Source organism: Pseudomonas sp. NFPP28, assembly GCF_900115535.1.
GTDB classification, from domain to species: Bacteria; Pseudomonadota; Gammaproteobacteria; order Pseudomonadales; family Pseudomonadaceae; genus Aquipseudomonas; species Aquipseudomonas extremorientalis.
In genome coordinates this window covers 394,642-418,542 of record NZ_FOWT01000003.1, presented here as the reverse complement: position 1 = coordinate 418,542, position 23,901 = coordinate 394,642, and the positions used below count along the sequence as shown (strand labels likewise).

At 59.3% G+C, this 23,901-nt stretch carries 20 protein-coding genes and 3 pseudogenes; 7 read left to right on the top strand and 16 right to left on the bottom strand.

Annotated elements, in window-relative coordinates:
* Positions 1–9: 9 nt before the first annotated feature.
* On the bottom strand, positions 10–642 hold the full coding sequence (locus BM110_RS10650) for a TetR/AcrR family transcriptional regulator (protein ID WP_093513344.1): 633 nt from the start codon (positions 640–642) through the stop codon (positions 10–12).
* 111 nt (positions 643–753) lie between these two features.
* Between BM110_RS10650 and BM110_RS10645 the strand changes: the two genes are divergently transcribed.
* Positions 754–1,416 (top strand): O-methyltransferase, encoded by a 663-nt coding sequence (locus BM110_RS10645; protein ID WP_092243996.1) that lies wholly within the window; start codon positions 754–756, stop codon positions 1,414–1,416.
* Here BM110_RS10645 and BM110_RS10640 read toward each other — a convergent pair.
* A complete protein-coding gene (locus BM110_RS10640) occupies positions 1,403–2,023 on the bottom strand; it encodes a LysE family translocator (protein ID WP_093513343.1) in 621 nt (206 codons plus the stop codon). The genes BM110_RS10645 and BM110_RS10640 overlap by 14 nt on opposite strands.
* 267 nt (positions 2,024–2,290) lie before the next feature.
* Positions 2,291–3,796: a methyl-accepting chemotaxis protein gene (locus BM110_RS10635; RefSeq protein ID WP_371914789.1), complete on the bottom strand. Its 1,506-nt coding sequence runs from the start codon at positions 3,794–3,796 to the stop codon at positions 2,291–2,293.
* A 223-nt stretch (positions 3,797–4,019) separates the two neighbouring features.
* Here BM110_RS10635 and BM110_RS10630 point away from each other — a divergent pair, with 223 nt between their 5' ends.
* Positions 4,020–6,218 (top strand): OsmC domain/YcaO domain-containing protein, encoded by a 2,199-nt coding sequence (locus tag BM110_RS10630; RefSeq protein ID WP_093513341.1) that lies wholly within the window; start codon positions 4,020–4,022, stop codon positions 6,216–6,218.
* Positions 6,219–6,458: 240 nt separating this feature from the next.
* On the opposite strand, the gene BM110_RS10620 is transcribed toward BM110_RS10630, so the two are convergent.
* The 4 genes from BM110_RS10620 to BM110_RS10605 all read right to left on the bottom strand — a co-directional run bounded on the left by BM110_RS10620 (position 6,459) and on the right by BM110_RS10605 (position 11,663).
* The gene (locus BM110_RS10620) at positions 6,459–7,625 is read right to left on the bottom strand and encodes a cystathionine gamma-synthase (protein WP_092243985.1); all 1,167 of its coding nucleotides are present in this window, start codon (positions 7,623–7,625) and stop codon (positions 6,459–6,461) included.
* Positions 7,622–8,998: a pyridoxal-phosphate dependent enzyme gene (locus BM110_RS10615; protein WP_093513340.1), complete on the bottom strand. Its 1,377-nt coding sequence runs from the start codon at positions 8,996–8,998 to the stop codon at positions 7,622–7,624. The genes BM110_RS10620 and BM110_RS10615 overlap by 4 nt, the downstream gene beginning before the upstream one ends.
* Positions 8,999–9,114: 116 nt before the next feature.
* Positions 9,115–9,978 (bottom strand): 4-hydroxy-tetrahydrodipicolinate synthase, encoded by an 864-nt coding sequence (gene dapA / locus BM110_RS10610; protein ID WP_092243979.1) that lies wholly within the window; start codon positions 9,976–9,978, stop codon positions 9,115–9,117.
* Between the two features lie 293 nt (positions 9,979–10,271).
* A complete protein-coding gene (locus tag BM110_RS10605) occupies positions 10,272–11,663 on the bottom strand; it encodes a hypothetical protein (protein ID WP_093513339.1) in 1,392 nt (463 codons plus the stop codon).
* A gap of 207 nt (positions 11,664–11,870) precedes the next feature.
* Here BM110_RS10605 and BM110_RS10600 point away from each other — a divergent pair, with 207 nt between their 5' ends.
* Positions 11,871–12,767, top strand: coding sequence for an SGNH/GDSL hydrolase family protein (locus BM110_RS10600; protein ID WP_092243973.1), 897 nt, complete (start codon positions 11,871–11,873; stop codon positions 12,765–12,767).
* On the opposite strand, the gene BM110_RS10595 is transcribed toward BM110_RS10600, so the two are convergent.
* The 4 genes from BM110_RS10595 to BM110_RS10580 form a co-directional block, all read right to left on the bottom strand.
* Positions 12,764–13,246: a VOC family protein gene (locus BM110_RS10595; RefSeq protein ID WP_092243970.1), complete on the bottom strand. Its 483-nt coding sequence runs from the start codon at positions 13,244–13,246 to the stop codon at positions 12,764–12,766. The genes BM110_RS10600 and BM110_RS10595 overlap by 4 nt on opposite strands.
* Positions 13,247–13,280: 34 nt before the next feature.
* Positions 13,281–13,673 (bottom strand): ester cyclase, encoded by a 393-nt coding sequence (locus tag BM110_RS10590; RefSeq protein ID WP_071488131.1) that lies wholly within the window; start codon positions 13,671–13,673, stop codon positions 13,281–13,283.
* 3 nt (positions 13,674–13,676) lie between these two features.
* Positions 13,677–14,297: a LysE family translocator gene (locus BM110_RS10585; RefSeq protein ID WP_093513338.1), complete on the bottom strand. Its 621-nt coding sequence runs from the start codon at positions 14,295–14,297 to the stop codon at positions 13,677–13,679.
* Positions 14,298–14,406: 109 nt separating this feature from the next.
* Positions 14,407–14,706: a hypothetical protein gene (locus BM110_RS10580; protein WP_093513337.1), complete on the bottom strand. Its 300-nt coding sequence runs from the start codon at positions 14,704–14,706 to the stop codon at positions 14,407–14,409.
* A gap of 345 nt (positions 14,707–15,051) precedes the next feature.
* On the opposite strand from BM110_RS10580, the pseudogene BM110_RS29335 reads away from it, so the two are divergent.
* The 3 genes and pseudogenes from BM110_RS29335 to BM110_RS30095 all read left to right on the top strand — a co-directional run.
* A pseudogene (locus BM110_RS29335) lies at positions 15,052–15,195 on the top strand (DNA polymerase V subunit UmuC); the annotation flags it as partial.
* Positions 15,196–17,189: 1,994 nt separating this feature from the next.
* Positions 17,190–17,972 (top strand): annotated as a pseudogene (locus BM110_RS30100) (MCP four helix bundle domain-containing protein); the annotation flags it as partial.
* Positions 17,964–18,827, top strand: coding sequence for a methyl-accepting chemotaxis protein (locus BM110_RS30095; protein ID WP_371914788.1), 864 nt, complete (start codon positions 17,964–17,966; stop codon positions 18,825–18,827). The pseudogene BM110_RS30100 and the gene BM110_RS30095, both read left to right, overlap by 9 nt.
* 737 nt (positions 18,828–19,564) lie before the next feature.
* On the opposite strand, the gene BM110_RS10560 is transcribed toward BM110_RS30095, so the two are convergent.
* From BM110_RS10560 to BM110_RS10535, 4 genes and pseudogenes are all read right to left on the bottom strand, one after another.
* The gene (locus tag BM110_RS10560; protein ID WP_093513334.1) at positions 19,565–20,023 is read right to left on the bottom strand and encodes a hypothetical protein; all 459 of its coding nucleotides are present in this window, start codon (positions 20,021–20,023) and stop codon (positions 19,565–19,567) included.
* Between the two features lie 452 nt (positions 20,024–20,475).
* Positions 20,476–20,844 (bottom strand): annotated as a pseudogene (locus BM110_RS10550) (LysE family translocator); the annotation flags it as partial.
* 74 nt (positions 20,845–20,918) lie between these two features.
* Entirely contained in the window at positions 20,919–21,473 is a 555-nt protein-coding gene (locus BM110_RS10545) for an ATP-binding protein (protein ID WP_093513332.1), read from the bottom strand.
* A gap of 243 nt (positions 21,474–21,716) precedes the next feature.
* Positions 21,717–22,073 carry a VOC family protein gene (locus BM110_RS10535; protein WP_093513330.1) on the bottom strand — a complete coding sequence of 119 codons (357 nt, stop codon included), beginning with the start codon at positions 22,071–22,073 and terminating at the stop codon, positions 21,717–21,719.
* A gap of 116 nt (positions 22,074–22,189) precedes the next feature.
* On the opposite strand from BM110_RS10535, the gene BM110_RS10530 reads away from it, so the two are divergent.
* Positions 22,190–22,963 carry an NAD(P)-binding domain-containing protein gene (locus tag BM110_RS10530; RefSeq protein WP_093513329.1) on the top strand — a complete coding sequence of 258 codons (774 nt, stop codon included), beginning with the start codon at positions 22,190–22,192 and terminating at the stop codon, positions 22,961–22,963.
* Here the strand turns inward: BM110_RS10530 and BM110_RS10525 are convergent.
* On the bottom strand, positions 22,958–23,851 hold the full coding sequence (locus BM110_RS10525) for a LysR family transcriptional regulator (protein ID WP_093513420.1): 894 nt from the start codon (positions 23,849–23,851) through the stop codon (positions 22,958–22,960). The genes BM110_RS10530 and BM110_RS10525 overlap by 6 nt on opposite strands.
* Between the last annotated feature and the right edge of the window lie 50 nt (positions 23,852–23,901).

Genomic DNA, 23,901 nt, shown 5'->3' with positions numbered 1-23,901 from the left:
TGCCGCGCTTCACGGAGGGTTGAGCGCCTTTACATAGGCGCGAAACATATCAGCCATTCCCTCGGCATACACAGCAATTTTTTCCGTCGTGCGCGGGCTGCACGAGAACTCCTTGCCCACTGAGCTGAGCGTGGTAAGCATCAGGTCGCAGGCCAATGTGCGTGTGTTCTCGGCCACCTCGGGCAGCAGCTCCAGCATGAACGCTTCGAAAGTCTCCCGGCCCGCCGCCCGGACTTCCAGCGCTTCCGGTGCATCGCGATACAGCGGCGCCGCATCGCTCAATGCCCCGCGCATCTGCGCTTCCTCGCATTCCGACTGGATAAAGGCATGCACCAACGTGCGCAGGCGATCCAGCGGTGCTTCATCGTGTTTCTCCAGGATGTTGCGCAGCATTCGGGTGGTCTGTTGCCACTCATCACTCTGCAAACGGAACAGAATCGCCGCTTTGTTGGGGAAGTATTGGTACACCGACCCTACGCTCACGCCGGCCTTTTCAGCGACCCGAGCGGTGGTGAAACGGGTGGCGCCTTCCTTGGCCAAAACCTGAACAGCCGCTTCGAGAATCGCCGCCACCAGCTCGGTGGAACGCGCCTGTTGTGGCTGTTTGCGCGTGGAAATACACGGGGGCTGGCGGCGGGTCATACGGGGCTCCGTAAGCAGGGCGAATGCGAATAGCGAAGGATGGGAATCACTCGCATACTTTTAATGCGACGAATGAGTCGCATCTTAGCCCCAACCCTACGGAAATCCATTATGTCTAGCCTGACCACTGCGCCTTTGGCGCCCCTGATCGAACGTCTTTATACCCAGGCCAGCGCCGCTACCAGCCCCTTGGTGAACTCGGTATCCAAGGAGGAACGCGATCGGCTGATGCGCAGCAAGACCGAATACGTGGCGCTGTATTCGCTGCTCAAGGACCTGTGGCTGCCGGTCTCGCGGGACACCGGCAAGCTGCTCTACCTGTTGGCGCGCAGCAGCAAGGCGCGGGCGATTGTGGAGTTTGGCACGTCGTTCGGCCTGTCCACCTTGCACCTGGCCGCTGCGCTGCGTGACAACGGCGGCGGTGTGCTGATCGGCAGCGAATTCGAAGCCTCGAAGATTGCCCTGGCGCGTGAGCACTTCATCGAAGGCGGGGTGAGTGACTTGATCCATATCCGCGAAGGCGACGCACTGGTCACCCTGGCCAGCGGCCTGCCGGACAGCGTGGACTTGCTGCTGCTGGACGGCGCCAAGACGCTGTATGGCGACGTGCTGGGCCTGGTGGAAAAGCACCTGCGCCCCGGCGCGCTGGTGGTGGCGGACAACACCGATTACTGCCCTGAATACCTGGCCCACGTACGCGCACCGGAGAACGGCTACGTGTCTGTACCGTTTGCCGATGACATCGAACTGTCCATACGGCTCAGCGCCTGCTGAATGCCAACCGCGCTGCAAACACTATGAAGATCATTCCAGTGGTGCGGTCCATCCACTGGATGACCTTTTCCCGGCGCAGGAAACCGGACAGCGGCTGCGTGGCACCCATCAACACCAGTGACCACGCCAGGCCGAGCAGCACATGGATGCCCACCAGGCCGAACGTCCACAGGATCAACGGCTGGCCCTGGGGGATGAACTGCGGCAGGAACGACACATAGAAAATTCCCACCTTGGGGTTGAGCACATTGCCCAGCATGCCCTTGATAAACCAGTTGCCGGCCGGCTTGCCCTGCACCTCGGCGCTGGCCAGTGAGCGGCGCGGACGCAGCAGCATGTTCAACCCCAGCCAGGCCAGGTACGCGGCGCCGCAGTACTTGAGCAGGTTGAAGGCGACTTCTGACACAGCGATCAGTGCGCCCAGACCGAAGGCAACCGCTGCGCCCCACAGCAGGCAGCCGGCGTTGATGCCCAGCGTAGCTTGCAGTGCCTGGCGCTTGCCTTCCACCGCCGCGGTCCTGAGCACCAGGGCTGTATCGAGGCCGGGTGTGAGCGTCAGCAGGGTGGCGGCGAAGGTGAAGGCGAGGAGGTTATCCGTGATGGACATGGGCGGGCTTCGTGATTGGGCGGAGGTGAACCCAAGCATACTATGTTGTAGTGAAGGAAATTGTTGTGGCGAGCGGGCTTGCCCCGCGTTGGGCTGCGCAGCAGCCCCATCAATGAGAGCTGCGATGTGTCAGGTATTCCTCAGTGTCTGGTTTTGGGGCTGCTATGCAGCCCAACGCGGGGCAAGCCCGCTCGCCACAGGTCACCGGTTAGCTACAGGACACCGGCTAGCCACAACAAACCGGCTAGCCAGGCGTTCAGCAAAGGCTCAGCGATTGAACCGCTCCACCAACGCATACTGGGTGGACGCAGTGTTCGTCAGTTCCTTGCTCAGGTCCGTGGATTGACGGGCCTGGGTCGACGTCTGGTCGGCCAGTTCGGCGATGGTGGTGATGTTGCGGCTGATCTCTTCGGCTACCGCGCTCTGTTCCTCGGTGGCGGCAGCGATCTGGGTAGTCATGTCGGTGATATGCGACACCGCCTCGCTGATGCCCACCAGGGCCTGGTCGGCTTCGAGTACCCAGGCCACGCCTTCCTGCGCCTGGCGTTGACCGTTCTCCATGCTTTGCACGGCGTTGTTGGACGACGCCTGCAGTTGGGTAATCAGCCCGTGGATCTGGGTGGTGGACTGGGACGTGCGCTGCGCCAGTTGGCGCACTTCATCGGCGACCACGGCAAAGCCACGGCCTTGCTCACCGGCCCGCGCTGCTTCGATGGCAGCGTTGAGGGCCAGCAGATTGGTCTGGTCGGCAATGGCCTTGATCACGTCCACCACGCTGCCGATTTCGTCGCTGTCCCGCGCCAGTTGCGCTACGGTCGCGCCGGTTTCGCTGACCACGCTGGACAAACGTTCGATGGCCTCACGGGTGTCCCGTGCCACTTCACGGCCGCGCCCGGTCAGCACATTGGCTTGCTGGGTGGCATCCGCCGTGCGCTGGACGTGGCTGGCGACTTCCTGGGTAGTGGCGGCCATTTGGTTGACGGCGGCCGAGACCTGTTCGGTTTCGACGCGCTGGCGGTCCAGGCCCTTGGAGCTGGCGGTGGCCAACTGATCGGATTGCCCGGCCAGGGCGCTCAATTGTTCGGCACTGTCCTGCAGGCGCGTGAGGCAGGTTTTCAGGCGCGCGGCCTGGCTTTGGAACGCAGTTTCCAGGCGTGCCTGTGGCCCGCTGGCGTCGCTGTACATCTGGGCGATCAAGGCGTCCGAAGTCGAAGGTTCTACGCCCTGCAGCAGGCGCAGTGTGCTGCCTTGGCGCCAGCGTGAGCAGAGCACGCCCACCGGCACCGCGACGGCGACGGCCACGGCAATTGCGAGCGGCGCGTCGAGGAACAGACCGGCGAGGCTGCCGGCCACTGCGGTGGCCACGTAAGGCACGCAACCGAGTGCGGCCGGCAGCCAGGCGTCCTGGCGCGGGACGGCCGGTTTGCCTTGGCTGATCCGTTGATACAGGGCCTGGGCCCGGCGGATTTCATCGGCCGTGGGCTTGACCCGCACCGACTCGAAACCGACGACCTGGCTGCCATCGAAGATCGGCGTGACGTAGGCGTTGACCCAATAGTGATCGCCGTTTTTCGAGCGGTTCTTGACGATGCCCATCCACGGCAGGCCTTGCTTGAGCGCACCCCACATGTGCGCAAACACGGCGGGTGGCACATCCGGATGGCGCACGATGTTCTGCGGCGCGCCGATCAGGTCGGCGCGTTCAAAGCCGCTGATGTCGACAAAGGCGTCGTTGCAGTAAGTGATGACCCCTCGGACATCCGTGGCGGAGATGAGTTTTTGCGAAGGCGCGAGGGAAATCTCACGCTGTGTTACGGGCTGGTTATTGCGCATTCCGACTACTCCCTGGTTGCCCTCAGTCCATCGGCGCCAAACGCAAAAAGGTTAATCCACATTGGCCAATTCGCCAGCCATTGCTCAAAAGCCTGAAACTTCGCGGTGAAACCCCTCATAATGGCGGCCATTTTTGTTTAGCCGTTATTCTGGTGTGCCCCCCATGGAAATCAAGGTCAACTTTCTCGACAACCTCCGGCTTGAAGCCAAGTTCGATGACTTCACGGTGATTGCCGACCAGCCCATTCGCTACAAAGGCGATGGCTCGGCACCGGGGCCGTTCGATTACTTCCTGGCGTCGTCAGCGCTGTGCGCGGCGTACTTCGTGAAGTTGTATTGCCAGACGCGCAATATCCCCACCGACAATATTCGCCTGTCGCAGAACAACATCGTCGACCCGGAAAACCGCTACAACCAGATCTTCAAGATCCAGGTCGAGTTGCCTGCGGATATCTCCGAGAAGGACCGCCAGGGCATTTTGCGTTCCATCGACCGCTGCACCGTCAAGAAAGTGGTACAGGCCGGGCCTGAGTTTGTCATCGAAGAAGTCGAGAACCTCGACGCCGATGCCCAGGCGTTGCTGATGCCGAATTCGACTTCCGAGGGCGGCACCTACATCGCCGGCAAAGACCTGCCGCTGGAACAGACCATCGCCAACATGTCCGGCATCCTCGCAGGCCTTGGCATGAAGATCGAGATCGCGTCGTGGCGCAATATCGTACCCAACGTCTGGTCGCTGCACATCCGCGATGCGCATTCGCCGATGTGCTTCACCAACGGCAAGGGTGCGACGAAGGAGGGCGCCCTGGCGTCGGCCTTGGGCGAGTTCATCGAGCGGCTCAACTGCAATTTCTTCTACAACGATCAGTTCTGGGGCGAGGAACTGGCCAACGCACCGTTCGTGCATTACCCGGATGAGCGCTGGTTCCAGCCAGGTCCCAACGACGAGCTGCCGAGCGAGATCCTGGATGCCTACTGCCTGAAAATCTACAACCGCGACGGCGAACTGCGCGGTTCGCACCTGTTCGATACCAACTCCGGCAATGAACAACGCGGCATCGTTTCGCTGCCGTTCGTGCGCCAGTCGGATGGCGAAGTGGTGTACTTCCCGTCCAACCTGATCGAGAACCTCTACCTCAGCAACGGCATGAGCGCCGGCAACACCCTGGCCGAAGCCCAGGTGCAGTGCCTGTCGGAGATCTTCGAGCGTGCCGTGAAGCGTGAAATCATCGAAGGCGAGTTCGCCTTGCCGGACGTACCGGCGCAGGTGCTGGCCAAGTACCCCGGCATCCTCGCCGGCATCCAGGGCCTTGAAGCCCAGGGGTTCCCGGTGTTGGTCAAAGACGCCTCCCTGGGCGGCGAATTCCCGGTGATGTGCGTGACCCTGATGAACCCGCGCACCGGCGGCGTGTTTGCGTCCTTCGGCGCCCACCCAAGCCTGGAAGTGGCCCTGGAGCGCAGCCTTACCGAACTGCTGCAAGGCCGCAGCTTCGAAGGCCTGAACGACTTGCCGCCGCCGACCTTCGAAGGCCAGGCGGTGACCGAACCCAACAACTTTGTCGAGCACTTCATCGACTCCAGCGGCGTGGTGTCGTGGCGCTTCTTCAGTGCCCGGTCGGATTACGAATTCGTCGAGTGGGACTTCACCGGCGAAGGTGCAGACTCGAATGCCCAGGAAGCCGCGACCCTGTTCGGCATTCTCGAAGGCATGGGCAAAGAGTCCTACATGGCCGTGTACGAACACCTCGGCGCCACCGCCTGCCGCATCCTGGTGCCGGACTACTCGGAAATCTACCCGGTGGATGACCTGATCTGGGACAACACCAACAAGGCGCTGTTTTTCCGCGAGGACATCCTCAACCTGCACCGCCTCGACGAGGAAGAATTGCAGGCGTTGGTCGAGCGCCTGATCGAAAGCGAGCTGGACGACTACACGGATATCACCACCCTGATCGGCATCGAATTCGACGACAACACCGCCTGGGGCCAACTGACCATCCTGGAACTGAAACTGCTGATCTTCCTGGCCTTGCAACAATATGAAGAGGCCAAGGAGTGCGTGGAGATGTTCCTGCAATACAACGACAACACCGTCGAGCGCGGCCTGTTCTACCAGGCGATGAATGCGGTGCTGGAGATGGAACTGGACGACGACCTGGAACTGGCCGACTACGAAGCCAACTTCCGCCGCATGTTTGGCGATGAGCGGATGGATGCGGTGATTGGCTCGGTGAAGGGCGATGTGCGCTTTTATGGCCTGACGCCGACCAGCATGAAGCTGGAAGGGTTGGACCGGCATCTGCGCTTGATCGACAGCTACAAGAAGCTGCATGCGGCGCGGGCCAACATCACCTCCGCCTGACGCCTATCTGGCTTGCTGTGCTGAGCAGGTGTGCTGTGGTGAGCAGGCTTGTTGTGGCGAGCGGGCCTGTTGTGGTGAGCGGGCTTGCCCCGCGTTGGGCTGCGAAGCAGCCCTAAAACCAGACGCCGCATTCTGCCTGAAAGAATGCGGCGTTTTTATTGGGGCGGCTTCGCCACCCAACGCGGGGCAAGCCCGCTCGCCACAACCAGGCTGCTCGCCACATAGATCAGGGCAAGCTGTTTATATGAGCGCCAGGGCCTGCGCCAGGTCCGCACGCAGATCCTCCACATCCTCAACCCCCACCGACAACCGCACCAACCCATCGCCAATCCCCAGCTGCGCCCGCGTCGCCGCCGGGATGCTGGCGTGGGTCATGATCGCCGGGTGTTCGATCAGGCTTTCCACACCACCCAGGCTTTCGGCCAGGGCGAAGATCCTGACGTTTTCCAGGAAGCGCCTGGCGCCGGCCAGGTCGCTGTTCAGGTCGATTGAAATCATCCCGCCAAACCCCCGCATCTGTTTGCGCGCCAGTTCATGCTGCGGGTGGGACGCGAGGCCCGGGTAGTAAACCCGCGCCACTTGCGGCTGTTGGTCCAGCCAGGTGGCCAGGTCGAGGGCGTTGCTGCAATGGCGCTCCATGCGCAGGGCCAGGGTTTTCACGCCACGCAGGGTGAGGAAGGCGTCGAAGGGCCCGGCGATGGCGCCGACCGAGTTCTGCAAAAAGCCCAGGCGTTCGGCCAGTTCGGGGTTGTCGCCGACGATGGCAATGCCGCCGATCACATCGGAATGGCCGTTGAGGTATTTGGTGGTGGAGTGCACCACCACATCAAAGCCCAGCTCCAGCGGGCGCTGGATCCACGGGCTGGCGAAGGTGTTGTCGGCCACGCAGATGATCCCGCGAGCGCGGCAGATGCGTGCGATGGCGCTGAGGTCGGTGAGGCTCAGCAGCGGGTTGCTCGGGGTTTCGACCCAGACCATGCGCGTGTCGTCCTGCAGACTCGCTTCAAAGGCCGACAGGTCACTCAGGTCGACAAAGCTGAAGCGGTGCCCGGCGCTGCGTTGGCGCACCTTGTCGAACAGGCGGAAGGTGCCGCCGTACAAATCATTGCCGGACACGACATGGGCGCCGGCGTCCAACAACTCCAACACCGTCGAAATCGCCGCCAGCCCGGAGGCAAAGGCAAACGCCTGGCTGCCGCCTTCCAGGTCGGCCACGCAGCGTTCCAGGGCAAACCGCGTAGGGTTGTGGGAGCGACCATAGTCAAAGCCCTTGTGCACGCCGGGGCTGTCTTGCAGGTAGGTGGAGTTGGCATAGATCGGCGGCATCAGCGCGCCGGTGGTTGGGTCGGGAGATTGCCCGGCATGGATCACGCGGGTGGCAAACGCACTTTTATCGGACTGACTCATGCAAGGGATCTCCGCAGGTGGTTGAGCAGGTCGACGCGGGTGATCAGGCCATGGAAGCCCGACGCGTCGGCAATGATGGCGACCAGGCCGCGATCCAGCTCCGCTTGCAATTGCGCGAGGCTGGCGCTGGGGGGCAGGGTTTGCAGGGACGTGGTCATGGCGCTGGCGACGTTCAGGGTGAAGTGGCTGGCGTCCTGGTGCAGGCCGAGCAGGATATCGGATTCGTCGATCACACCGACCAGTTGCTGGCCGTCCACCAGTACCGGTAGTTGCGAGACATCCGCCAGGCGCATGCGCTGGAACGCGGTGAGCAGGGTGTCGTCGGGGCTCACGCTGATCACGCGGCCGTCCTCGAAGCGCCGCGCAATCAGGTCGCGCAGGTCGCCGTAGTGTTTGTAGTGCAACAGGCCGGCGTCGGTCATCCATTGGTCGTTGTAGACCTTCGACAGGTAGCGCGTGCCGGTGTCGCAGACAAAGGTGACCACACGCTTGGGCGTGGTCTGTTCGCGGCAATAACGCAGGGCGGCGGCGAGCAGGGTGCCGGTGGAGGAACCGCCGAGAATGCCCTCGGCCTTGAGCAACTGCCGGGCGTGATCGAAGCTCTCCTCATCGCTGATGGAATAGGCGTGGCGCACGCTGGACAGGTCGGCAATCGACGGGATGAAGTCTTCGCCGATGCCTTCTACCGCCCAGGAGCCTGGCGTTTCCAGCTTGCCGCTGCGGCTGTACTCGGCCATCACCGAACCCACCGGGTCGGCGAGCACCATTTGCAGTGCCGGTTGCACGCGCTTGAAGAAGCGCGTCAGGCCGGTGAGGGTGCCGGCCGAGCCGACGCCCACCACGATCGCATCCACATCGTGCTGGGTTTGTGCCCAGATCTCCGGCGCGGTGCTGGTTTCGTGCGCCAGGGGGTTGGCGGGGTTGTTGAACTGGTCGGCGAAGAACGAATCCGGAATATCCCTGGCCAGGCGTGCGGCCACGTCCTGGTAATACTCGGGATGGCCCTTGCCCACATCGGAGCGGGTGATATGCACCTCCGCGCCCATGGCCTTGAGGTGCAGTACTTTTTCCGTGGACATCTTGTCGGGCACCACCAGTACCACCCGATAGCCCTTGGCCCGGCCGACCAGCGCCAGGCCCAGGCCGGTGTTGCCGGCGGTGGCTTCGATGATGGTGCCACCGGGGCGCAGGCGGCCATCGCGTTCGGCGGCGTCGATCATGGCCAGGCCGATGCGGTCCTTGATGGAGCCACCGGGGTTCTGGGATTCGAGTTTGAGAAACAGCGTGCAAGGGCCGGTATCGAACCGGCTGACCCGAACCAGCGGCGTGTTGCCGATCAGTTCGAGCACGGCGGGGCGGGGCAGCGTGGGCATGTCGTCACCTGAATACGGATGGGTTGGACAGCAAAAGGCAAAGCCTGGGTTCGACGATAGGCCGGGATCGGTCCGGTCGCAACCGGACGGTCCGCTCGTTGTCTGTTTTTGGCGCATTAGCCGAGCAGGTTCTGCACCTGCTGCAAACGGGCGACAACTGCCACGCTGGCTGCCTGCATCGGTGCGCGCAACTCGCTGCCGATCAAGCCTTGCAGGGCCAGGGCGGCTTTCACCGGTGCCGGGTTGGGCTCCATGAACAGCGTGTTGATCAGCGGCACCAACTGCATGAACGTTGCCCGCGCGTCGGCCAACTGGTTGTCGCGTACCTGCTGGCAAAGCGTCACGAACTGTTCCGTGTTGACGTGCGCCGAGGCTGCAATCGCGCCCGTCGCGCCCAGGCACAGCGCGTTGAAGATCTGCAGGTCTTCGCCACACAACACATCCACCTCACCGCTGGCCAGCAGCGCGAGGGTATTGTCCAGGTTGCCGCCACAGTCCTTGATCGCCACGATGCGTTCGTGGGCGACGATGTTGAGCAAGGTGGCCTGCTCGAACGTGGCGCCGGTGCGGTAGGGAATGTCGTACAGAATGATCGGCACGCTGGAGGCATCGGCCACGGTGCGGAAGAACGCTTCCAGGCCGGCCTGGGATGGGCGGATGTAACTCGGCGCCGGCACCAAAAGCCCAGCCACCGGGCGTTGCAGGATTTCACGCTGAAAGTGCAGCAGCTCAATCTGGTTATAGCCCGCCAGGCCCATCACCACGCGGTGCGCCGGCACCCATTGCAACACCGCATCGAGCACCGCCAATTGTTCCTGCCGACTCAGCGACGCCGCTTCGCCGGTGGTGGTGCACACCATGATCCCGGCCACGTGTTTTTCCAGCAGGTGGTTGACCAGGCGGTGCAGGCCAATGAAATCAATGGCGCCGTCATGGAACGGCGTGACCACGGGAACCCAGATACCTTGAAACGATGACATGCACTTTCTCCTGATGATTGACCGCTTGAGTCACCGTCAGAAGGGCAGGGGCAATTGTGCAAGGGAGAGTAGACCGTCGCGCTCAATGTCCTGTCAGCTCATCTGACGGGACAGCGCGCCCCGGTCACATGAGCGACTGTTTCTTCGATTTGAGGGCGTGCGCAACGCAACCTTGCGCCTTGGCAATCAAGCCAATGACGGAACGGTTAACGCAAGGCATTGCGGACATAAGCTGACACACCCTGAACAAGGCCTCCATCTTCATGGAATATTGCAGAGTGTGTCAACGGGGCTTATTCGAATTTATCGATACGCGAGTCAGAGTAGAAAAACTCGTTCTTGTCGGTGCTCGATTCAAAGAAGTAGGCGTAGTCGGTCAGGAAGTACAGGTGGTTGACGCGCTTGTACTTGTCGTCGTCGGTTCGGCAGGACAACGCCTTGGCGCTGCCCGCCAGTTTCGCGTTGAGTTCGCTGGCCGGCAGTTCACGCTCGACCTGGCAACGGTTGGTCTGCGTGTTGGTGCTGCTGCCGATCAGGCTGTTGAGGCTGGAGCGTACGGTGGTGTAGGTGACGGTCTCGCCCACGGGGAGGGCCTTCCAGTTACCGGTGAAGTTCAGTTGGGTCAGGGTCGAGCTTTCCGCCATGCCCGAACCGCCGTAGGTGGCTTTGGACACCAGGTGGAACAGGTTGCGCCAGCTCACGGCCTGACTCTCATAGCCGTCGCCACGGGTGGCCAGGGCCAACTGGCCGCTTGGTGCGTCCTGGCTGATGAATTGCGTGCTTTGGTTATCGCTGGTCTTGCCACGGTAGTTGCTGGTGCCCGCGAACTGGACGTATTTGAACGAGCGGGTGGGTTTGTCCAGGTTCAGCTGGGCGATGGCCGCCAGCACCGCCGGTTGCACCGAGGTCAGGGCAATGGTGGCCGGTGCTTTCATGCGCGGCTTGAACGCGGGCAGTGCGGTGATCTTTTCCGGGTTGACGCAGATTTTGTTGAACAGCAATTCGTAGTCGGCATTGCTGCCAGCGATGTTCTGCGGCGTAGGGAAACTGTCGACCCGGCCGTCGCTGACGCGGTTGTTGGCATCCATGTCGTAGCCGGCCAACTGCTTGTAGGTGCCGCCTTTGCACGACACCGCAAAGTGTTCGCGTTTTTGCGCGTACGGGGCGTTGTAGGGCAGGTCGTTGAGCACCGTCGGGTTGTCGAAGGCGGCCCAGAAGCGCGTTTCGCCGTTGGCGTTCTTGATACTGTTGGCGTCGATCAGCACCTGGTTGTCGCGCTCGTTGGTCTGTACCAGGCGCCAGTCGGGCTTCGGTGTTTCCGCGCAGGCACGGACGAAGGTCTGGTTGGCGGCCAGGGTTGCACGCAACTGCGGCGACAAGCTGCGGGGCGAACTGTAGCGGCCGGCACTGGCGGGGTAGACCCGTTGCGAACCGTCCAGGTACAGCAGGTGCAGTTGCGGCGAGGAACAGGCGGCCTCGACTTGCAACGTGCGGCGCAGGGCGCCCGGATCGCCAGGCATCAACAGCTCGAAGCTGAGCACGTCGCCTTCGCGCACGATGCTGTTTTCCACCAGGGGCTGGGCGAGGGCGCCGGCGAGCATGGTTTCGACCTGGGTTTTCTGGGTGACGCAACCGGCCAGGGTGGCGATGCCACCGATCAGCAAAAGCGGGGTGATAAAACGCACGAGAGCCTCGTTGAGTCCATTCGGGATGTCAGGGTGACGGCGGGTGACGCGGAAACTTTAACGGGATGTTGCAGGCGCCAAGCCTAACCAGCCGGGTGGTCGCTGTACAGCCGTGATGTGGCCGCCGCTGGATATGTGCGCGTCGCAATCGTTCCTGTGTGGTTGCCGCCAACCGGTAGTCTGTGCAGACATTCCGGGAGAAACGCAATGATCCGACGTGCGTGTTTGGCCGCTCTGCTGACTCTGTCCGCCTCGACCGCCTTTGGCGCCTCGACCTACGATCACCTGTATGCCTTCGGTGACAGCTATTCCGACAACGGCGCGGGCGAAGCGCTCACCACACAGCTCGCCGCACAGCACATCAAGGACGCCCAGGCGTTGCCTGGGCCGCTGTACTGGAAGGGGCGCTGGAGCAACGGCCCGACCGCCGTCGAGGGCCTGGCCCAGGCTCTGCACACACCGCTGACCGACTACGCGGTGGGCGGCGCCAAAAGTGGCCACGGCAATTACTACGCCTGGATGATGCCTTCCCAGGACACCGGCGTATTGGGGCAGGTCGCCGAGCACTTGCAGGCTGCCAAGTCCCACAAGGCCGACCCCAAGGCGCTGTACTTCATCTTCATCTCGGCCAATGACTTTTTCGAGTGGGCCGACTTCTCCCACTCGCAAACCCTTGAGGCACTGAGCGAATCGAGCCTGGCGAATATCCGCAAAGCCACTGAGCAACTGGTGGCAGCGGGTGCCCGGCATGTGATGGTGGTGGGCACCACAGACCTCAGCCATGTGCCTGCGGTGGTGCAGGGCAACCAGGTCGACAATGCGAAAAAATACCAGCAGTTGCTCGCGCAGAAACTCCCGGCCGTGCTGGCGCAGATCGGTACGGCGAAGGTCAGCTACTTCGACCACCTGGCTTTCAGCGACACACTGCGCGCCAATCCGACAGCCCATGGTTTCACCGACCTCGATACGCCGTGCCAGGCCACTTATCCGGAGGCTGAACCGGTGTGTGCCAACCCCGACGCGCATTATTACTGGGACGAATGGCACCCCACCCGCAAGGTCCATGCCCTGGCGGCCAACGCCATGCTGGATGCGCGGCCTTAGCCCGCCGCTATCGCCGCCTCAATCGTCGCGATGTCGATCTTTCTCATGGTCATCATCGCGTCAAAGGCGCGCTTTGCCGTCGCCGGGTCGGGGTGGGTCACCGCATCGGTCAGCACACGTGGGGTGATCTGCCACGACAGCCCCCACTTGTCCTTGCACCAGCCGCAGGCGCTTTCCTGGCCGCCGTTGCCGACGATGGCGTTCCAGTAACGGTCGGTTTCGGCCTGGTCATCGGTGGCCACCTGGAACGAAAACGCCTCGGTATGCGGGAAGATCGGCCCGCCGTTGAGGCCGATGCAGGGGATGCCCAAGACGGTGAAGTCCACGGTCAATACATCGCCCTGTTTGCCGGACGGATAATCGCCGGGCGCCAGGTGCACGGCATTCACCCGGCTGTCCGGAAAGGTCAGGGCATAGAAGGTCGCGGCCTCAAGGGCGGTGCCGTTGTACCAGAGGCAGAGCGTGTTTTTGTGGGTCATGATCGGTCTCCACGTGAGAATGGCCCTGTGGAGTTTAGCCGCCCAGTTGCTGCGCGATGGTCGCTTTGTCGATCACCGACCAGACGTGGGCGAACGTGCCGTCGACCACCTCATAGAACACATTTTCGTCGAACGTCACCTGGCGTCCATTGATCGGCAACCCGAAGAACTCGCCCCTGGGCGTGACCTTGAAGTTCAGGCGACTGGCCACGGTCGGTGGGTCGGCCACCAGCAGCTGGATGCGGAACACCAGGTCCGGTATCTCGCGAAAATCCCGCTCCAGCATGGCGCGGTAGCCGGCGAGGCCGACGACTTCGCCGTTGTAGGTCACGTCCGGGTGCACGAAGTCACCCAAGTGCTCCCAATCCTGACGGTTCAGGCAGTCGATATAGCCTTGGTAAAAGGCAGCGAGTTCGTCGCGAGTCATCGTTCAGGCCCTGCGCGCCATCAACAACACCGACGCCGCCGCCGACAACAACCCGGCGCAGCAGCGATTGAAGATCCGCTTGCCCCGAGGCTCGGCAAACCAGCGCCGCATATGCAGGCCCATATAGGCGTAGGCACTGATGGCGATCCACTCCAGTCCCAGAAACAGCGCGCCCAGCAGCGCGAACTGCGGCGTAATCGGCTCGCCGGGCACCACGAATTGCGGCAGGAAGGCCGTGAAGATCAGGATCGCCTTCGGATTGCCCGCCGCCACTAAAAATTCCTGCCGTGCCAATGCCCACAAACCGACCTTGGGCATATCCGCCTGCGCCTCGGCCTCGGGATTCGCGCGCCACAACTGCAACGCCAGGTAAAACAGATACGCCGCTCCCAGAATCTTGATCCCGTAGAACAACAGCTCCGACGTCTGCAGCACCACCGCCAAGCCTGCAGAGGCGAGGGCGATCATGCCGGCAAAGGCCAGCAGGCGACCGATACCGGCAAGGCATGAGGTGCGATAGCCATAGCGAGTGGCATTGCTCACGGACAGCAGGTTGTTCGGGCCCGGCGCCATGTTCAGGGCGAAGCAGGCGGGGAGGAAAAGGGCGAGGGTGGCGAGGTCCATGGCAGCTCCGGATTCGCGGCGGACGGGGAGGTGTGAGGATAAGGGGGAGTGGGGTGGTTGGACAATGTGCGCGTGGGGGCTGCTATGGCACCCACGCGTGTGAGCCGACTTAGCTTTGGCTTGCAGGTACTTCGTCAGTGGTACAAACCTCAGCCCGTAAGCGTTGCCCAATGATATCCATCAGGTCGCAGCCATTTCGCAAGGGGATAGCCAGCAACTGCGCGAAGTCAGAAAGCACGACGGAATCAGCTTCCAACTCGCTGCGAAAGGCAATGTTTTCCAACACCTGAGTGACGGTGCGAATGCGGTAATCTGCCATCGCTTGCAGTACATCGAGCGGCGCTTCTGAGTCAATGAACAGAGAGGCTGGGACCAGATCGATTCCAGTGAGAGGGATGTAACGTTCCATTTTGAAAACTCCGATAAGTGCAGTCATTAACCGTCACTTAATCGTCGCCAAACGATAGGGTGACAGCTGTACGCAGGTTGGCGAACCGGTATCGGAAAACCCGGCAGACCCGAAGGTCTCCCGCGCACAGCCGCCATTAAGACAGCTTTGCAGGCGTGCAACAGCCTCTACAAAAAAGCGCAGTGCTTCTGCATCCGATAGTCAGGTCGCCAAACCTGATCGCCATGTGGGCGACGGGGCGGACTATAAGCGGCATTGGCTTTTGGGGGCAACTGGAAGGTTGTAAGAGTATGGTGGCGCACAAAGCCGCACATAGGGTCATATTGTCCAGGACTGCTTAGTCTAGAGCCGTATTTCCAGATCAAGCACAAGCTCAAGCAGCACGGGATTGTCCCGTTCTCCTCCAACTATGCGCTGTACGGCGACATGAGCGAACGCGTGATGAGCCTGATCGAGGCGATGGTGCCGGCGGTTGAGGTGTACAGCATCAAAGGAGGTGCAGGTGGTCAAGATTTAAGATGGGAATCCAAATGCATCTTGATAATTTTTGCCTCAATGAGCTCCACCGAACGATCCTTTGGTATCTTAGTAGGCCGAATACTTGAGGAATGTCAGATGGCAATTTGGCAGGTGATGTACACCCGCGACGGTGAGACGCAGGAATTGATTTTTGAAGGTGGTCACGAGGAACCCGAACTGGAGACGATCTACGAGACGTTGGTAGATAATTGCCAGATCCCTAACAATGGCTACAAAGGGCTGGGTGACATCTTAAAAAGGCACAATATCGAGGTCACCTCTGTGCGGGAACACTTCTACGAATAAATACAAAGCAAAAGCCCGACGAAATAGCCGGGCTTTCAGCAAGGTGTCGCGCTGAAACAGCTGAACACCGTGTCATGAAATCAGGTGTTTATCCGCGTGGAAAGGCTTTTCACGCAATCTGGCGAAAAAACGCAAAAGCGTAATCTACCCACGCAACGCGGCATCTCGAGTGCTTGGGACAGGTCGGTATGCACCGTTTGCTGGTGGATCCCGACCCGCTTTGCATCTCGCTTACTTATTGGCCCCAGAAGCATCCTACTCGACCAGCAGATCTAACACGTAGACCTTCGACGGTGAGTCTGCTGGTGGATTCTTCAGATCATCTATATCACCTAGTCGCTGCTGGCCATTCAGGAGGTCTCATGGTTTAGTGACGCATAAGATGCTAAAACCGACCGTCCTGCGCGCTTACGCTTTGGAGTTTAATTTGGATCTGCCTCTTCCGTTCAACTTGATCGTAAAGGCCGCTTCCTGGGTTTGGCAGCGTGTAACCAGGGTGCTGCTACACAAGACTTATGTTGGATCACATCGAAGATGGAATTCTCGCCATCGACTCGGATCGCGGTGGGAGCCATTAGGAGACTACCTCGAGTATTCCTTGAGGCTGGCGCAGCCTACAGACCACAAGCCACATGTCTCTAAGCTCGCCTTAAGATCGACCGGCCAGAGGCTGTCAAATGTGGATTTTTATTTCGAAGCCCGTGGCGCTGGCATTCGCTATCAGGACAAAATATCTGTCTGTGACGTTGACCGAACCCCGATGATCTGGAATTTGATAAATGTTCCGGTTCTGGATTTTGTTGGAGGCGCCCGAGAGGAAATAGCATTCTCAGTCGAAGAGGTTGAATTGCGGCAGTGTGTTGTAAGGCTTTCGAGCGGAGAGGCTCTGCCACCTTGTAATACTATGCGTTCATACCTGTCCCAAAATTGGCTCCTGAATGATAAGTGGATGTATCGGTGGGGGCATTGGTGGAACTGTAACTCGATAAAGTTTGCTAAGGGAGAAATCGCCATTTATTGGCGTTTGTGCTTTGGGCTTCCCCGAAATCGAGTGTATTCGCCTTACGCAACAGGCCGACGCCGCAAACCAGTCATACAAACACTCCTTCGAGGGATTGGGCAGTTCATGGCACTCTCCCCGCTTGTGACAGCTCAGTTCTGGTTGGCTATCTGGTCAGGGCTGTTTGTAATTGACTCCGATGACAGGCTCAGTTTTAGATGGAGAGCAGGCAAGAAGGATGAAGTCGACACTGCTTGACTGTCCCCTCGGACTCTTTTGATAGGAGGCCGCTTTGTGCCGTCTGCTTGTTACTGCTGACCTCAGGATAGGCAGCAATCGGCCAAAAGCAGACGTTCATGAGCGACGACTTCCGACCCTTTACGGCCGTTGAAGTAGGCAATCGCCTGGCTTACATTCGCTTAAAACCCGGGTTAAATTATTTAAACCCTATCATTTATGCATGCGCTATCGACTCGATAGAAATTCTATTGTGTTGTCTCGTTCAGCTGTTGATTACTATCAAAAAAACCAGCCTCCGCCTTAAAAAAGGTCATTTATCAGGACAATAAAATAAAAATTATAGTTATGGGTTTTTCTTCCGACACAGTACTCGCACCAAGCCTGATTGGATAACCAATTAATAATTTTCGAGAGTCTTATGGACACATTACGTAGAACCAAGCTTTCCTCGCGACTGATTTCTGCTTTTTTAGTGTGCGCAATGATCACCTTAGGAGTGGGATTCTTAGGCTATTCAGGTATCACTAAGCAAAAAGAAGCAATAGAAGGCATTGTAAGCAATAATTTAATTTCTGTTTATAATACAGCTAATGCCCGCGCAAGTGTTTTTTCGTACTCCAGATCTTTACACGCTGCTCTACTCTACAAGTACGCAAAAGAAGATCTTAAATTTGACACTGCTGTTCAATCCATGTCTGAAAACGAGAAAGAGGCTGACCGACTTTTCAAGGAGTACCGACAAACTCCTCTCGCTGATGACGAGCGTGCGGCAGGTGATCAGTTCGAAAAAAACTGGCCAGCCTATTTGCAGGATGCACGCACAGTGATCGAATTAGCTAAGGCAGGTAATATTGATGGCGCTACCAAGATTTTCCAGGAGAAAGTCTCGCCGGCATTCAAGGGAGTAAGTGATAATCTTCAAGTTATTGTTGCTTCCAACTATCGCCAAAGCGGTGAGGTAGCAGATGCAGCAAAGGCCGAGACAAAGAGTGCTTACTGGATATTGGGTATAGGTGTAATAATTGCTTTCCTAGCAGCCATCGCTTTGGGACTGATTATCACACGTTCAATCACTCTTCCTCTATCCATCGCGTTGCGAAGCGCTGAGGAAGTGGCTGATGGTGACCTTTCTAAACACATTGTAATCAGTGGACGAGATGAAGTCGGTGTACTGCTGAGCGCACTCGATAAAATGCAGAATAACTTACGAACTACGGTAAGCGAAATTGGCAGCGCTGCTGACCAATTGGCCTCTGCATCTGAAGAGTTAAACGCGGTTACTGAAGAAAGCTCACGCGGCCTGACGCGGCAGAATGATGAGATTCAGCAAGCTGCGACGGCGGTGAACGAAATGACTGCAGCCGTAGATGAAGTCGCCAGAAATGCGGCGGGTGCCTCTGAAGCCTCAGAGCAAGTCAGCCGCAATGCTGTAGAAGGTCGTGATCAGGTACGCAGAGCTGTTAATTCAGTTGGATTGATGGCGGATGAGATTTCAAATTCAACTGCCAAAGTTGAGGTGCTTGCCACCCGCATCAACGAGATCACTAAAGTTCTTGATGTGATCAGAGCCATTGCCGAGCAGACTAACCTCTTGGCCTTGAACGCAGCCATTGAAGCGGCCAGGGCGGGCGAGCAAGGGCGTGGGTTCGCTGTTGTAGCGGATGAGGTGCGCGCTCTTGCCCATAGGACCCAAGCATCGACGGCGGACATTGAATCGATGATGCAACAGGTGCGCTCTGGAGCTGATGAAGCCGTCTTCGCGATGAATAAAAGTAAAGAACTGGCAGCCGATACGCGGGCGCAGTCCGTGGAGGCTGGCCAGGCTCTTGAACGAATCACCGAGGGTGTTTCAACCATCAGTGAAAGGAACCTCGTGATCGCAAGTGCCGCTGAAGAACAGGCTCAGGTTGCACGTGAGGTTGATCGTAACCTGATAAACATTCAGGACCTTTCAACACAAACAGCGGCCGGAGCACATCAAACCAATGCTTCAAGCTACGAATTGTCGCGCTTGGCCACATCCTTTGGCGTGTTGATTAGTCGATTTAAAGTTTGAGTAATGAACGGTCCTTTCTGTTCCGCTCATACTCGTCTCGGATAAGCCCCACTAACCGGCAAATTGCTGCCTGTCGTAAAGGGCCGGTAGCGGTTGCTTGCATACGTCCGCTTATGGCCGATAGCTACCGTACGCAACTGAACGCTTCCGCCCCAAAAAAGCGGTCCCTAATCGCCGAATAAAGGCTAAGAAACCTGATCACCTATCACTATGATGGATGCTCCGAAGATTACTTGGGATAGCCGGGTAACCTCAGTCAATGCCCGTAATGGGGCAGGCAAATCGAATAGTTTCAGTGGATTCTGGGGACGGTATTGCAGCTCATACCCCCTCAACGCCTGGCGTGAATCGCGATGAACGTCCGACCAGTCGTACGCAAAGAACCCACGTTTAGCAAATTCAACGAAAGCGTTTGCACCAGCCCCAACAGTGGCCCGATCTACATCGGACACTTTCGGCAAGGAAAGGACAAATTCTTCGGAGTTTTCGACGGAGGGTATCGCGGAATCAGGAACTGGTCCGGGGCCACCTGTAGTGAAGAGCGCAACCTGTCCGAGGGCGTCGGTAGCGACCCATCCAACGTCAAAGTCCTGAAGAACGAAGGGAGCCATCATTTGCACCTACTTTGAAGAGGGGACGAGTTGATTTCCCAACTCTGCTTACCAGCCCAGAGAGCGTAAAAGTGCGTAGACAAACTCTCAAAGCGGGAAGAAATTCGAAGGATTTATTTTTCCAGCTTAAAGATCTGCTTCTGACCGATATCCGCTACCACCCTGAAACTCACGCACTATCTGCACAACCAGCGGCTTCACATATTTCTCAATGGTATCAATCTCCGGCGGATCATCATGGCGCACCCACTCCCCCTGATCAAAGGCCTGATAAAGCGAGAAAGCAGGCTGCGGCATGTCATTGGTCATGCCCACATCAACGATGGCAGCGATGAGCCCGTTCATGACGCCATCGCAGAACTCGTAAGTCAAAGCCCCTGCCAAGTAGCCTTCAGCAACCGCTATGGATAGCTCGTTCAGCAGATTGCTGGGGGCCACGCCGAATTCCTCGCAGGTGGCAGCAAGATCATTCAACGTTAAACCGTAGGCTTCGGCTTCAACCAAAAGCTTATTGCGTTGGTTCTTTGGCAACCTCCCGTCCACGGTTCCCTTCCACGTTGCGGATGTCGTACCAGTGTCACTCATAATACTTCCCAGCCAGCAAAATGGCCGCACAGCGATGCCAAACATTGGGTATCGACCTATCCTCTTGGGCAAGTCGGGAACTGGCGTCTGCCCACGAAGCTGCAGCATCAAAAAACGCGTCAACGGACACATTTTCCCAGCCAAGAGCACTTGGCCCATAGACCGATGAAGGCGATGTCTTTTCAATTAAACGCCCGCTGGCGAAATCTACACCGAGGGCTTCGATAAATCGTATGAACGACGGTTGATCTCTGACGTGCGCCAACAACTCATGAAGATCTACAGGGCTATGCATAGGTTTCCTGGAAGCACTTAATCATTGATCACATGCTGCTGCACTGCATCGTGAACGGTCAACTCGGCTATCCAGGCTTTCAGGCCGGGGATGTGATGCGCAGTGACCGCTTCTGGCCGAAAGCAGTCTGTCATACAAGTTTATATTGAGCATCGCCTGGCTTGCCCGCCGCCACTAAAAATTCCTGCCGTGCCAATGCCCACAATCCGACCTTGGCCGTACCCGCCTGCGCCTCAGCCTCGGGATTCGCGCGCCACAACTGCAACGCCAGGTAAAACAGATACGCCGCTCCCAGAATCTTGATCCCGTAGAACAACAGCTCCGACGTCTGCAGCACCACCGCCAAGCCTGCAGAGGCGAGGGCGATCATGCCGGCAAAGGCCAGCAGGCGACCGATACCGGCAAGGCATGAGGTGCGATAGCCATAGCGAGTGGCATTGCTCACGGACAGCAGGTTGTTCGGGCCCGGCGCCATGTTCAGGGCGAAGCAGGCGGGGAGGAATAGGGCGAGGGTGGCGAGGTCCATGGCGGCTCCGGGTTCGTGGGTGCGGGGAGGTGTGAGGATAAGGGGAGTGGAAGTCGTTGGACAGTCTCAGCCGTTCATGTTTTGAGCTGTTTCGGCATTTGCGACACCGCCTGAGCGACTTCAGCGGCCATCTGTTCAGCACTGCGCATCCCGTTAATCTGTAAGACCGGTACCGTCTGCTGTGACAGCCATGATTCGTGCCACGCCCGGTTGCGCCCTGAGAAATTCGGGTCGTCGTATTGCGAAGCCCATTCCCGGAAGGCCGCGTGTATCGCATGCATATCACCACCGGGTGTGATCCGATCGCCAAAGCGGGCCTTTTCGCGGGCCGCCAACCGTTCGAGGCGAACGGGCGTGGGTGTGACCACAAACACAATCAAGTCAGCATCGGCGATCAACGCATCGCCCCAGATCATGCACGAACCGGTCAGCACCCAGTCGTCGTCACCGAGTGCTTGTTGCATCAGGGACACGCGGTCGCCGGGAGGTCGCTTGGTGGTGAATGGAGGGTTTGTGGGCATCCAGTAAAAATCATCGACGTCGACGTGTCGTATACCGAGCCGTATCGCGAGGTTGCGACCCAGCGTGGTGACGCCCGCGCAAGATGCACCTGTGATGTAGATCCGCATTTTTCCTCCATGAATACAAGCCGGGTTGGCGAACGGCAATCACGCAACCGGCCTTGAACGTGCTGATTTTGACCCTCTGAAGTTCCATTGCATAGTCTTTACCGGGCTCGGGAATGAGTGTGACAGGCGCGGGAAGGCAGGACATTTGCGAACCGCCCATGGCGAACCCTGCAATAAAGGGCCTGTGAAGGTGGGTCTTGAGGGAGAACGATTGATGCCTTCGCCTAAGCGTCGGGTCGAGGCCTATTGATCAGCCTTCCAAATCGCCAGTTCATAGCCATCCGGATCGGTGAAGTGGAACCTGCGTCCACCAGGGAACGAAAATATCTCGCGGGTGATGACAGCCCCCAGGCTTTTGAGCCGCTGCTGCGTGGCATCGAGGTCATCGGCGTACAAAATGACCAGAGGCCCACCCGGCCGAACCGGCTCCCCCGTGGTGAACCCGCCAGTCAGACGCCCATCGCTGAACTCGGTATAGGTGGGGCCGTAATCGATAAACGTCCAGCCGAACGCGCCGCCGTAGAAGGCTTTGCTGCGGGCAATATCGCTGACGTTGAATTCGATGTTGTCGATTTGCCGGTCTTTCCCTTGAGTGCTCATGCTTGCCTTCCTGGCCGATGTTAAGAGCGGCGAGTGTAGCGTGAACGCCTGCCTGCATGAAGACAGCAATCGTGCCTATGATGCACTCGACTACAGAATTAATCGGAGCGGACAGTGTGCTGAAGATTGGAATCCTGGGCGTCGGTGAGCTGGCGGAAAAGGTGGTGATCGGCCTGCGGCGCAGCGAGTTTGGCGGGCGGGTGCTGCTGTCCCCGCGTAACCACCAACGTGCGCAGCAACTCGCTGAACAGTGGGACTGTGAGGTGATGGCTGACAATCAACAGGTGGTCGATGGGGCGGACTTGTTGGTCCTGGGCGTGCGCCCGGAGGTGGTCGATCAGCTTTCGAATGAAGTGCAGCTCAGACCTGAGCAAACGCTGGTGTCGCTGGTGGCGGGATTGAAGCTGGCCGAGCTTCAACGCCGGTTCCCGCAAGCGCGTGTGGTGCGCGCCATGCTGTCCTATGCCGCGCAGATCAACCAGGCGACCGTGGTGGTCACGCCCGGTGGCGAACCCCATGCAACGCTGCTGGGCGCGCTCGGTTCATTGGTTGTATTGGACGAGGAAGAGGCGTTCGAACTGGCCACTGTCGCGGCCTGCATGAACGGCTGGTTCTATTTTTTCCTGAGTGATCTTCAGCAGTGGTTTACCGACAAAGGCCTGTCCAAGGACCAGGCCGCCCAACTGGTGATGGGCAACCTGCAAGACTGTCTGGCCAGCGCCCGCCACCAGCCATCCGCGAGCCTGGAAGCGTTGGGGCGCGCGATTGCGACACCGGGCACCTTTACGGCGGCCGGGTTGGCGGTGTTGAGAAACAAAGGCGCGACGCAGGCATGGCGCGAGGCGGCTGACGAGGTGCTTGAGCGGCTGCACAAGCCTGCACGTTTATAGCCGGTGATGCTCCAGCAAAAAGTCCACAAACACGCGGATCCGCGCTGGCATGCTCGCACCGCCGACAAACACCACGTGGATCGGCTCCCGGTCGCCGGGGTTCCAGGATTCCAGCAGGCGCACCAGGTCACCGCGTTGCAGATCTTGTGCAACCGTGAACTCGCCGATGCGTGCGATACCGGCGCCTAATCGCGCCAGTTGAGCGAGGGCTTCGCCACTGCTGCATTCGATATTGCCGTTTATCTTCAGGGAAAACTCCCTGCCGTCGCGGGCGAAGGGCCAATCGGATTGCGCACGGCGGAAGTTGAAGCGCAGGCAGTTGTGGCGCAGCAAGTCGTTGGGTTCCAGAGGCGTGCCGTGTTGCGCGAGGTACTCCGGCGATGCCACCAGGACCTGGCCGGTGTCGCCGATGCGCCGGGCTGTCAGCGGGCTGTCTGGCAGGTCGCCAAAGCGGATCGCCACGTCAGCCTGGCCGCCGAGGATGTCGACCACTTCGTCGCCCAAGGTCAGGTCCACCACAATGTTTGGGTAGCGGGCGCTGAACGCCGCCACCAACGGCACGATGGTCATGCGGCCGTGGCCCAGGGCCGCACTGACCCGCAGCCGGCCTTTGGGCGCACCCTGGTCGGCGATGGCTTCTTCGACTTCCGCCATGTCGGCCAGGATGCGCCGGGCCCCGCGAAGGTACGCCTCGCCTTCGGCTGTGAAGGCGAGGGCGCGGGTCGTGCGAATCAACAGGCGGGTGCCCAGGCGTTGTTCTGTGCGTGCGATGACGCGGCTGACGGCCGAGGGCGTCAATCGTAATGCCCGCGCTGCTGCCGACAAGCTGCCTTCCTGCGCCACCATCGCGAATACCGCCATCTCACCCGATCTGCCGTTGAAATCCATTTTTGCCTCGCGCGCAAAGGTGATTGCCAATTAAACGGTCTAGTGCCGTC